Below are 10,232 nucleotides of genomic sequence, written 5' to 3' on the forward strand. Positions count from 1 at the left end.
CCCGGCGTCGCGGCCACCTTCGCCAACTGCTCGCGCAGGGTGTCCACGCCGGGCTGGCCGGCGCCGGACGCGGCCTGGTACGAGGCGACGACCAGCTTGGTCAGCCCGTACTCTGCGTGCAGCGCGCCCATCGCGACGATCATCGAGAGCGTGGTGCAGTTCGGGTTCGCGATGATCCCGCGCGGACGCTGCCTGGCCGCGGCCGCGTTGACCTCCGGCACGACCAGCGGCACGTCCGCGTCCATCCGGAAGGCGCCGGAGTTGTCGACCACGACCGCGCCGCGCGCCGCCGCGACCGGGCCCCACTGCGCGGAGACCTCGTCCGGCACGTCGAACATCGCGACGTCCACGCCCTCGAAGGCCTCTTCGCTCAGGGCGACGACGGGCACCTGCTCGCCGCGCACCGTGAGCAGCTTGCCCGCCGAGCGCGGCGAGGCGATCAGCCGGATCTCGCCCCAGACGTTCTGCCGGGTGGAGAGGATGTCCAGCATCACGGTGCCGACAGCACCGGTCGCGCCGACCACCGCGAGCGTGGGCAGCTTCTTGGAATACTCGCTCATGTCGCGGCTACCGCCCGGTCCCGGCGTAGACCACGGCCTCGGCCTCGGAGTCGAGCTCGAAGGCGGTGTGGATGGCGGCGACCGCGGGCCGGACGCTGTCCGCGCGGCAGACCACGGAGATGCGGATCTCGCTGGTGGAGATCATCTCCGCGTTCACCCCGGCCTTGGCCAGCGCCTCGAAGAACACGGCGGTCACGCCCGGGTGCGACTTCATGCCCGCGCCGATCAGCGAGACCTTCGCGATCTGGTCGTCGTAGGCGAGCGAGTCGAAGCCGATCCGCGTCTTGAGCTTGTCCAGCAGGCTCATCGCCTTGGCGCCGTCGGTCTTCGGCAGGGTGAAGGAGATGTCCGTCAGGCCGGTGGAGGCGGCGGAGACGTTCTGCACCACCATGTCGATGTTGATCTCGGCGTCGGCCACCGCGCGGAAGATGCGCGCGGCCTCGCCCGGCTTGTCCGGCACGCCGATCACCGTGATCTTCGCCTCGCTGGTGTCGTGTGCGACCCCTGCGATGATCGCCTGCTCCATGTCGGCTCCTTCGGGGGTGTGCCGGATCCAGGTGCCCTCCAGCGTGGAGAAGGAGGACCGTACGTGAATGGGGACGTCGAAGCGCCGCGCGTACTCCACGCAGCGCAGGTGCAGGATCTTGGCGCCGGACGCGGCCAGCTCCAGCATCTCCTCGTACTGCACGGTGGGCAGCTTGCGGGCGGTCGGCACGATCCGCGGGTCGGCGGTGTAGACGCCGTCCACGTCGGTGTAGATCTCGCAGACCTCGGCGCCCATCGACGCGGCCAGTGCGACGGCGGTGGTGTCCGAGCCGCCGCGGCCGAGCGTGGTGATGTCCTTGGTGTCGTGGGAGACGCCCTGGAAGCCGGCCACGATCGCGATCGCGCCTTCCTCGAGCGCCTTGTGGATGCGCCCCGGGGTGACGCGGATGATCCGCGCCTTGTTGTGCACCCGGTCGGTGATGACGCCTGCCTGGGATCCGGTGAAGGACCGCGCCTCGACTCCGAGTGAACCGATCGCCATCGCGAGCAGCGCCATCGAGATGCGCTCGCCGGAGGTCAGCAGCATGTCGAGTTCCCGGCCCTCGGGCAACGGGGAGACCTGCTGGGCGAGGTCGATGAGTTCGTCGGTGGTGTCGCCCATGGCGGAGACGACGACCACAACCTCGTTTCCGGCGCGCTTGGCCGCGACGATGCGCTTGGCCACGCGCTTGATGCTCTCGGCATCGGCCACCGAGGAGCCACCGTACTTCTGTACGACTAGGCTCACAGTGAGCTCCGTCTTCTCTTCGTGCGCCCAGGGCCTACTGACCCGGCGACGCTGCCCCCAGCCGCGCACGTCTACTGGCGTGCGTCGACGAACCGGAGGCGGGGCCCATGCTATCGGCGGACGGTCGAGCTGTCCCGTTCGTTCCATCTGATGACACACGTGCCACCGGCCGGGCGGCGGATCAGGTCTCCTGCAACCGGGATCCGGCCACGATGGAGTGCAGGGCGCGCAGCGAGGCGGAGGCGGCCGGGCCCCAGCCGGACAGGTAGGAGAACTGCCACCACCACAGCGCCTCGGTCTCCCGGCCGGCCCGGAAGTGGGTCAGGCCGTGCGCCAGCTCGGCGACGATCGAGGCGATGTCGTCGGAGATCCGCCGGGTCTCCACCTCGGTGGGCACCGCCAGCGGATCGAAGACCTCGCGGTAGACGTCGCACGGGTCGAGCAGCACGGCGAGCTGGTCGCGCAGCTCGTCCAGGTCCGGGTCAGGGCCCGGGTCCTCCTCGAAGCGCTCCGCGGGGATCACGTCCGCGATCGCGCCGAGCCGGCCGCCGGCCAGCAGCAGCTGGGAGACCTCGAGCAGCAGCATCGAGACCGCCGAGGCGTCCGCCTCGCCGCGGGCCACCGCCCGCACCGCGACCAGGAAGGACTCCACCTGGTCGGCGATGGCGGAGGTGAACTCCAGGTCTTCGTCCAGCACAGCGATATCAGCCATCGATCTTCCTTCTTCCGGCGAACGCGCGGCCCAGGGTGACTTCATCGGCGTATTCGAGATCGCCGCCGACCGGCAGGCCGGAGGCGAGCCGGGTGACCCCCAGCGAGCCGTCCGCGGTCAGCGGCTTGACCAGGCGGGCCAAGAAGCTGGCGGTGGCCTCGCCCTCCATATTGGGGTCGGTGGCCAGGATCAGCTCGGTCACCACGCCGTCGGCGAGCCGGGCCATGAGTTCGCGTACCCGCAATTCGTCCGGGCCGATCCCCTCGATCGGAGACAGCGCCCCGCCGAGCACGTGGTAGCGGCCGCGGAACTCGCGGGTCTTCTCGATCGCGACGACGTCCTTGGACTCCTCGACCACGCAGAGCACAGACACGTCGCGGCGCGGATCCAGGCAGATCCGGCAGCGCTCGGCGGCGGCCACGTTCCCGCAGACCTCGCAGAAGCGGACCGTCTCCTTGACCTTCAGCAGCGTCTCGGCGAGCCGCTTGACGTCCACCGGATCGGCCTGCAGCAGGTGGAAGGCGATGCGCTGGGCCGACTTCGGGCCGATGTTCGGCAGCCGCCCGAGCTCGTCGATCAGGTCCTGGACCACGCCCTCATACACGGTCGGCCGGTCTTCCTAGAAGCCCAGCGGGAAGGTGGCGCCGCCCGGGCCGCCGCCGGTCAGCCCGCCGAGGCCGCCGCCCTGGCCGAGCGCGGCGAGCGGGCCGAGCTTCTCCTGCTGCAGCGTGTCGGCCTGTGCGTTGGCGTCCCGGATCGCGGCGATCACCAGGTCGGCGAGCGTCTCGGTGTCCTGCGGATCGGCCGCCTCCGGGGAGATCTTCAGGCCGGTCAGCTCGCCGAGCCCGGTGACGGTGGCCTCGACAAGGCCGCCGCCCGCGGTGCCGGTCACGGTGACCTCGCCGAGTTCGCGCTGGGCGCTCTCCATCTGCTGCTGCATCTGCTGGGCCTGCTGGATCAGCGAACCCATGTCGAATCCCTCTGGAAACACCTTGCTGCTCCCTCGTTCCTCACGGGCGGGACACCGCCCTTCCCCGAGCCTACGGTGCGGAGCCCGGATAGGGCTCCGGGTCAATCCGTGTTCTGTATCTCGTCCAGGATGCTCGCGCCCAGTTCCTTGATCAGCAGATCGCGGGCGGTGGGCCCGGGATCGTTGGGGACGGCCTCGTCGTCGAGCGCGGCGAGGTGCGGGTCGAAGTTCTCGTCCGACGGCGGCTCGACGAAGGGCGGCGGCGGGCCGTCGAACTCGTAGCCGTTCGGCTCGGGGGACGGCGCGGGCACCGGCACGACGAAGGCCGGCGGGGCCGGCGGCTCGGGTTCCGCGGCGGGCGCGGGGGCCGTCAACGTCGCGACCGCGGTGCCCCCGGCGGACTGCGCCGGCTCCTGGGACGGGCCCGCGGACGGCGGCGCGGCGGGGGACGGCGCGGACTGCGGGGCCGGTGCCTGCTGCTGTGCGGGCGGCGCGGGCACGCTCGACCACTGGCCGGCGCCCGGCTGGCCGCCACCGTTGCCGCCGCCCGCGGGCGTCTGCGGGGGCTGATTCGTTGCGGAACCGCCGTGGCCGCCGCCGTGCCCGGCCGAGGGATCGACGATCACGTCGATCCGCCAATCGCCGCCGAAGACCTGCCCGAGCACCTGCCGCAGCGCGTCCTCGTGCTTGGAGCCGGGGAAGTTCTGCCGCAGCGTCGGGATCTTGAAGCCGAGCTGGATCGTGCGCCCCTCGACGCCGACCACGTTCGCGTTGTCCGCGGAGACCATCGTCCAGCTGACCCGGCTGACCGCGCGGACCCGGTCCAGCACTTCCTCCCAGCGCCCGCGGATCGTCGCCACGTCGTACCCCGCGCCGCCCTGCGCGGGCGCCGGAGCGGCGGCCGGGCCCGGCTGCTGCGGCGGCGGCGCCTGCGCGGGAGCGGGCGTCGCCGCGGCGCGCCACGGCGGCGTGGCGAGCGCCGACGCCGCCTGCGCGGGAACGGGTGCCGGGGGCGGCGGCGCGTCCGCCACCTCGGCCGGATACGTCGCCGGGTCCTGCCGTGTCGGCTGCTCAGTCGGCGCGGCGACGGGACTGGGCGCCGCCGACGCGGGCGGGCCGAAGCGCTCGAGCCGCTCCAGCCGCGCCGCGAGCGATCTGGCCGAATCCTCGCCGCCCGGCAGCAGGATGCGCGCGAAGACCAGCTCGAGCAGCAGCCGCGGCGCCGTGGCCCCGCGCATCTCGGTCAGCCCGGTGTTCGCCAGGTCGGCCGCGCGGGAGAGCTCGGCCTGCCCGAAGGCCGCCGCCTGCTCGGCGATCCGCGCCAGCCGGTCCGCCGGCGCCGCGATCAGGCCCTTCGCGCCCGCATCCGGCACGGCGTTCAGAATGACCAGGTCCCGCAGCCGCTCCAGCAGATCCCCGAGGAACCTGCGCGGATCGTGCCCGCCCTCGACGACCCGGTCCACGATCTCGAACGCCGTCGCGCCGGACCGCGCCGCCAACGCCGAGACGGCCTCGTCGAGCAGCGCCGCGTCCGTGTAGCCGAGCAGCGCCGCGGCGGCCGGATACGAGACGCCGTTCTCGTCCGCGCCCGCCAGCAGTTGGTCCAGCACCGACAGCGAGTCACGCACCGAACCCGCGCCCGCGCGCACCACCAGCGGCAGCACCTCCGGCTCGACCTTGATGCCCTCCTGCTCGCACAGGTGGGCCAGGTACTCGCGCAGCGTCCCCGGCGGCACGAGGCGGAAGGGGTAGTGGTGCGTACGCGAGCGGATGGTCCCGATGACCTTCTCCGGCTCCGTGGTCGCGAAGATGAACTTCAGATGCGGCGGCGGTTCCTCGACCACCTTCAGCAGCGCGTTGAACCCGGCCGAGCTCACCATGTGCGCCTCGTCCAGGATGTAGATCTTGTACTGCGACTCCACGGGGGCGAAGAACGCCCGCTCACGCAGGTCACGCGCGTCGTCCACACCACCGTGCGAGGCCGCGTCGATCTCGATCACGTCGATGGACCCGCCAGCGCCACGCGCCAGCCCCACGCACGACTTGCACTTCCCGCACGGCGTCGGCGTCGGCCCCTGCTCGCAGTTGAGGCAGCGCGCCAGAATCCGCGCGCTGGTCGTCTTCCCACACCCGCGCGGCCCGCTGAACAGATAGGCGTGATTGACCCGCTGATTGCGCAGCGCCTGCTGCAGCGGCCCGGTCACGTGCTCCTGCCCGATGACCTCCTCGAAGGTCTCGGGGCGATAGCGGCGGTACAGGGCTAGCGACACGACCCGAGCCTAGCCGCTTCCACCGACAACCAGATACATCCCGCGCGACAGTCCGTGACGGCCCGGTGTCCGGGCAGCATAAGACCCCTCGCGCACCCGCCAGAGCCTGCCTACCCTTGCTGCATTCCTGCCGCTTGAATACGACAGTGGGGGTTCGGTGGGGTGTCGTCACCACCTTCGTCACCGCAGCATAAGACCCCTCGCGCACCCGCCAGAGCCTGCCTACCCTTGCTGCATTCCTGCCCTGGGGGGGTTCGGTGGGGTGACGCCACACGAGGGGTCCGCCAGACAGCATAGCCGAGAAAGCGGGTGGCGAAGCACCCCCCGCCGTCGGGTAAGCTTGCCCACGGAGGATTCGCCTAGTGGCCTAGGGCGCACGCTTGGAAAGCGTGTTGGGGGCAACCCCTCACGAGTTCAAATCTCGTATCCTCCGCGCAGAGAACGACCCCCGACCAGCGGAAACGCTGCTCGGGGGTTGTCTTGCTTTCTGGCTATCAGCTCGTCGGAAGATCGCGGGTCTCAGTTCCGGTCTCAGTAGTTGCAGTTTCAGTTGCAGTTCGAGGCTTCGGGAACGTCCACAACAGCCCGCCGACCTGGTCCGCGATGTCCTGCTGAACCTCCTTCACGACATGCTGATACCGCGCGGGCATACTGGCGTCCGACCAGCCCATGACACCCTGCGCAGCACGGTCGGGAACCTTCAGGATCAGCAGCAATGTCGCCGCCGTTGCCAGACGGGTTCAGGATGTCGGACGCGAGATGAGTCTGCCGAACCGCTGCGCGAAGCGCTTGGTGCAGAACTGGGAGAACGGTACCCACGGGCTGCCCACGCTCGGCTACCAGATCATTTTGGTCGAGGTGACCGGCGTGAAGAGCTTCGATGAACTCTGCAAGCCGATCGAGCCGATGCCTACAGCGGAAGTCTTGCAACGGCTCGCTTCGCTCGTCCCGATGTTCGCTGAGGCATACCGCGAGCTGACCCAACTGAACAAGCAACTGTCAGGAGAACTGGACCCTGTTCGGCTCGGTAGCTTCCCGGCCGGACTCGCGGCCTCCGGAGACCCTGAGGCGCCGATCGTCTCGTCCGGCTTAGTCCCCACGTACCGCGACGTTGCGAGTGGGCGGCGGCCGGCCGAGCCGCGGCGCCCTGAGGCCAGCGATGAGTGAGCACGGCGCGCCGCTGCTCGGCCTGCCAGAGCCCTGGTGAGCACGCGGGCCGTGCTGCGCGCTGTGACGTAGCGCGGTGCGGGCTCTCAGGAGGGCTATGGGCGCCGTGCCCGGCGAGCCCGGGCCCCTCTTGATGAGGTAAAGCAAAGTTAGGCCCACACACTGCCCAGGCCGGAGCGTTGAGCATGGTGCCTGCCTCGGCAGTCTGGTCGTCGTGATCACGCATGGTAACCGTTCGTCAGTCGTGCGGTCCGGCACGGGTTGGTCGATGGCGGCCGTCTTCTGCCCTCAGCGAACTGCGGTGCGCAGTCGTCTGACCGCCTGCGAGAGTCAGGGGCATGATTGAGGATGATGTGGAGGCGCTGTTCACGGCGTCCGGCTACCGGGGGATGCTCAGTGTGGCGGAGATCGACGGCCCAGGCCGGGTTGGTGTGCGGGCGGCCGAGCAGGCTTACGCCGCATCGACGTTCAAGATCGCAGTTGGCCTGGAGCTGCTATGCCAGGCAGCCGCTGGCGAGCTGGATCCGGCCGAGACTGTCAGGCTCTCACCGGACGAGCGCACACCCGGTGGGCAGGGGCTATGTCTGTTCGCGCACACGGCGGAGGTCTCGCTGCGCGACCTGGCCGTGCTGATGCTGACGATCAGCGACAACACGGCGACCGACGCGGTGATCCGCCGGGTCGGTCCGGAGCGAATCGCTGCCCGGATGGCGGCGCTGGGCCTGGCGCACACAGACTTCACCTGCACCATCCGTGAGCACTTCGATGCCATCGGTCGCGGCCTCGGCTTCGCCGACCTCGCCGAGCATGGTCGTGCCCTCGCGGAAGCAGCACCTGCCCGTGCCGCTGAGATGCGCCGCGCGTTCTACGCATCGTTTGCGCAGCCCGACACTGTGCCCTACACCACTGCACAGGACATGGCGCGGCTGGTCCGCTTGATCTGGCGTGACGAGGCGGGCCCAGCGGCGGCGTGCGCGGATCTACGGGCGATGATGGGCAGCCAGTGGCTGACCCGGAAGATCGCGACTGGGTTTGACGCGGACGTGTCGATCGCGGCCAAATCGGGAACCGTCGCGACCAAAGCGGGCACTGGCCCGGGAGCGATCAGCAACGACGTCGGGGCAGTGATGTATCCCGACGGGCAACGGTACGCCGTCGCCGTGTTCACCCAGGAACTCGATCCGGATGCCGACCCGGACAGTGCCTCCCGGGTGATCGGTGCCGCCGCCCAGATGGCCGTCGAATACCTGCGGCGTGCCGCGACCGGGGTACGGGCCGACGAACGACATGAGCCATGAGGACGCGTAGGGGGCTCATCTCATCCTGCGTTCGCGCGACCGCTCTATCGTCTCAGCTCAGCTTGAATCCCGACCCGCCCACCAGCGGACTCAAGTCGGCACGAGCTCAGTTCAAGGGTCCTTGGCGGGGGCTCAGTTTGGGTCTCAGTTCGCCCGTGTGCGCACCCTCGCACTGATCGCGCAGATTGCGTTCATGCAGGTAGAGCGACCAATGCGAGATCCAGAACGGCCGGAAGATCGGTTGGAAAGCGTGTTGGGGGCAACCCCTCACGAGTTCAAATCTCGTATCCTCCGCGCAAGGGAACAGCCCCTGATCGTGAAGCACGTGGTCAGGGGCTGTTTCGCGTTTGTGTCGCGTCCGCGCGGGAGGGGACGTCGAGGACCGCGAATCCGCCGATGTAGGCCTTGCTCGACGGCGGGCCGTCGGTGATCGTCCCGCCGATGGCCACCACGCTCATCCGTGCGGGGTCTGTAGCCCGCCGCCGAAGATCCATACGCCGGCGTCCTTGGCGTCCTGGCATACCGCTTGCGCGGCCTCGGCTACGTCGGGCAACTCCTCTTCGGGGAATGTCATCGCGCCGTCGTCGAACGAGATCAGGTACTGCGTCATCTCGTGGCTCCTTGTCTCTCACGCGGATCGCTGCGCTGGGTGATGAAGGCAGCCGCGAACAGAATCAATCCGACAAGGGTGAACCAGAATCCATTATCGATCGACGCGTGCACGTCGGTCATGCCGTGCAGGTTGCTGATCGTCGAGCCGGGGGCCAGCACTGCGAAGACGGTGCCAGCGGCCTGGGACGCCATGAACACGAAGGCTCCGGCGAGCAGCCCTTTGGCCAGGCCCGCCCGGGTGGCCTGGGCGGCGTAGAGCACGACGACCGCGAGGGCGAGGATCGTGAGCACGTTCGCAATCTTGTCCTGGCCGGACTGATGCGACCAGGAGCAGCACGCGAAGCTACCGGACGAATCCGTGTACTTCCAGGTGAAGTTGTTCAGCACGTCGCTGACCGCCCAGAACAGCACGGCCGGGATGGCGAGCGCCACGGCGGGCATGGGGATTTTGATCCCCGGCTCGGCGACGGCGCGTTCCTGCTGCAGGGCGACGAAGGCGAACAGGCCGCCGAGCGCGGTGGCGAGTAGGGCGCCGACGCTCCAGAACTGGTACCAGATCTGGTCGCCGGACCGGAGCTGCTGGATGTATATCGGCGCCTCTGTGATTGCCAGGCCGACGGCGAGGCCTGCGCTCCAGTTGCGCGCCCTGCGGTCGAGCATCGCGCCCCCGGCGATACCGAGGCCGACGATCAAGATCAGAGTCGCGACGTTGCCGGCGAGGCTGCCTAGGCCCACCAGCGCCGTCTCGCTGCCGATGGTCATGACGACGGCCACGATCAGCAGGATCAACGCGGCGACGCGCATCCCGCGGCCTGGCTCACCCTGCCACTGCTGTTGGTATTGCTGATGCTGTTGCTGTTGCGGCACGGACCAGCCGTCGGGAGCGAAGCCCTGCTGGAACTGCTGCTGCTGCGGCGGACCGTAGTTCGGCTGCTGCTGATACTGCGGGTATTGCGGCTGCGGAAGCGGAAGCGGCTGCTGGAACTGCTGCGGATACTGTTGTTGCGGGTGCTGCTGCTGGTACTGCTGCTGCGGCGGGCCGAACGCCGGTTGCGGCTCTCCCTGCGGCTGCGGCTGTACCGGTGCCTGCTGCGGGACCTGCTGCGGCTGACCGAAACCCGGCGCCGGTCCGTAGTTCTGCTGCGGGCTCTGCTGCGGCGCCCCGTACGCCTGCGCATCCCATGGATTGTCTGCGGACATCTTTCCCCCTTCGAGATCCACCCGTATCTCCGCTGGCACGGTAGCGCCTCGGCGCCCCCGCGCGGTACCCGTTGGTGGGATAGTCGGCCATTCCGGTTGCGCACGAGCGGCGGCGCGCGGGATTCTGGCAGCCGCATAACTTGGACACCCGCACGAGCGAGCAGGTCGGC

Annotated in this window: 12 protein-coding genes, 1 tRNA gene and 1 other RNA gene; 3 read left to right on the forward strand and 11 right to left on the reverse strand. The window is 69.6% G+C overall.

Annotation, left to right across the window (positions count from 1 at the left end; genetic code table 11):
* The 7 genes from VG296_RS12845 to ffs all read right to left on the reverse strand — a co-directional run.
* Positions 1 to 560, reverse strand: a 560-nt coding sequence (locus tag VG296_RS12845; protein ID WP_414641089.1) for an aspartate-semialdehyde dehydrogenase, incomplete at its 3' end; no start/stop codon positions are given.
* 7 nt (positions 561 to 567) lie between these two features.
* The gene (locus tag VG296_RS12850) at positions 568 to 1,833 is read right to left on the reverse strand and encodes an aspartate kinase (protein ID WP_325565905.1); all 1,266 of its coding nucleotides are present in this window, start codon (positions 1,831 to 1,833) and stop codon (positions 568 to 570) included.
* 181 nt (positions 1,834 to 2,014) lie between these two features.
* Complete coding sequence (locus VG296_RS12855; protein WP_325565906.1) at positions 2,015 to 2,545, reverse strand: DUF5063 domain-containing protein; 531 nt, start codon at positions 2,543 to 2,545, stop codon at positions 2,015 to 2,017.
* Positions 2,538 to 3,149 (reverse strand): recombination mediator RecR, encoded by a 612-nt coding sequence (gene recR, locus VG296_RS12860; RefSeq protein ID WP_325565907.1) that lies wholly within the window; start codon positions 3,147 to 3,149, stop codon positions 2,538 to 2,540. The genes VG296_RS12855 and recR overlap by 8 nt, the downstream gene beginning before the upstream one ends.
* Before the next feature lie 15 nt (positions 3,150 to 3,164).
* Positions 3,165 to 3,515, reverse strand: a complete 351-nt coding sequence (locus VG296_RS12865; protein WP_325565908.1) for a YbaB/EbfC family nucleoid-associated protein — start codon at positions 3,513 to 3,515, stop codon at positions 3,165 to 3,167.
* Positions 3,516 to 3,616: 101 nt separating this feature from the next.
* Complete coding sequence (locus tag VG296_RS12870) at positions 3,617 to 5,785, reverse strand: DNA polymerase III subunit gamma and tau (RefSeq protein WP_325565909.1); 2,169 nt, start codon at positions 5,783 to 5,785, stop codon at positions 3,617 to 3,619.
* 188 nt (positions 5,786 to 5,973) lie between these two features.
* Positions 5,974 to 6,070, reverse strand: an RNA gene (gene ffs, locus VG296_RS12875) — signal recognition particle sRNA small type.
* Positions 6,071 to 6,133: 63 nt separating this feature from the next.
* Here ffs and VG296_RS12880 point away from each other — a divergent pair.
* A tRNA-Ser gene (locus VG296_RS12880) sits at positions 6,134 to 6,218 on the forward strand.
* 61 nt (positions 6,219 to 6,279) lie between these two features.
* Here VG296_RS12880 and VG296_RS12885 read toward each other — a convergent pair.
* Positions 6,280 to 6,501: a hypothetical protein gene (locus tag VG296_RS12885; protein ID WP_325565910.1), complete on the reverse strand. Its 222-nt coding sequence runs from the start codon at positions 6,499 to 6,501 to the stop codon at positions 6,280 to 6,282.
* A gap of 43 nt (positions 6,502 to 6,544) precedes the next feature.
* Here VG296_RS12885 and VG296_RS12890 point away from each other — a divergent pair, with 43 nt between their 5' ends.
* Entirely contained in the window at positions 6,545 to 6,952 is a 408-nt protein-coding gene (locus VG296_RS12890) for a hypothetical protein (RefSeq protein ID WP_325565911.1), read from the forward strand.
* 338 nt (positions 6,953 to 7,290) lie between these two features.
* Positions 7,291 to 8,250, forward strand: a complete 960-nt coding sequence (locus tag VG296_RS12895; RefSeq protein WP_325565912.1) for a serine hydrolase — start codon at positions 7,291 to 7,293, stop codon at positions 8,248 to 8,250.
* Between the two features lie 329 nt (positions 8,251 to 8,579).
* Here the strand turns inward: VG296_RS12895 and VG296_RS12900 are convergent, their stop codons facing one another.
* From VG296_RS12900 to VG296_RS12910, 3 genes are read right to left on the reverse strand one after another with little or no spacing between them, the layout of a single operon-like run.
* The gene (locus VG296_RS12900; protein ID WP_325565913.1) at positions 8,580 to 8,708 is read right to left on the reverse strand and encodes a hypothetical protein; all 129 of its coding nucleotides are present in this window, start codon (positions 8,706 to 8,708) and stop codon (positions 8,580 to 8,582) included.
* The gene (locus tag VG296_RS12905; RefSeq protein WP_325565914.1) at positions 8,705 to 8,860 is read right to left on the reverse strand and encodes a hypothetical protein; all 156 of its coding nucleotides are present in this window, start codon (positions 8,858 to 8,860) and stop codon (positions 8,705 to 8,707) included. Before VG296_RS12905 ends, VG296_RS12900 begins: the two co-directional genes overlap by 4 nt.
* Positions 8,857 to 10,062, reverse strand: coding sequence for a hypothetical protein (locus tag VG296_RS12910; RefSeq protein WP_325565915.1), 1,206 nt, complete (start codon positions 10,060 to 10,062; stop codon positions 8,857 to 8,859). The genes VG296_RS12905 and VG296_RS12910 overlap by 4 nt, the downstream gene beginning before the upstream one ends.
* Between the last annotated feature and the right edge of the window lie 170 nt (positions 10,063 to 10,232).

Source organism: Actinospica sp. (genome assembly GCF_035552695.1).
Classification (GTDB): domain Bacteria; phylum Actinomycetota; class Actinomycetes; order Streptomycetales; family Catenulisporaceae; genus Actinospica.

Excerpts from the sequence above, each read along its gene's own strand:
- VG296_RS12905 (WP_325565914.1), bottom strand. The coding sequence starts at position 8,860 with ATGACGCAGTACCTGATCTCGTTCGACGACGGCGCGATGACATTCCCC.
- VG296_RS12895 (WP_325565912.1), top strand. The coding sequence starts at position 7,291 with ATGATTGAGGATGATGTGGAGGCGCTGTTCACGGCGTCCGGCTACCGG.
- VG296_RS12890 (WP_325565911.1), top strand. The coding sequence starts at position 6,545 with ATGAGTCTGCCGAACCGCTGCGCGAAGCGCTTGGTGCAGAACTGGGAG.
- VG296_RS12900 (WP_325565913.1), bottom strand. The coding sequence starts at position 8,708 with ATGAGCGTGGTGGCCATCGGCGGGACGATCACCGACGGCCCGCCGTCG.
- VG296_RS12865 (WP_325565908.1), bottom strand. The coding sequence starts at position 3,515 with ATGGGTTCGCTGATCCAGCAGGCCCAGCAGATGCAGCAGCAGATGGAG.
- VG296_RS12855 (WP_325565906.1), bottom strand. The coding sequence starts at position 2,545 with ATGGCTGATATCGCTGTGCTGGACGAAGACCTGGAGTTCACCTCCGCC.
- VG296_RS12910 (WP_325565915.1), bottom strand. The coding sequence starts at position 10,062 with ATGTCCGCAGACAATCCATGGGATGCGCAGGCGTACGGGGCGCCGCAG.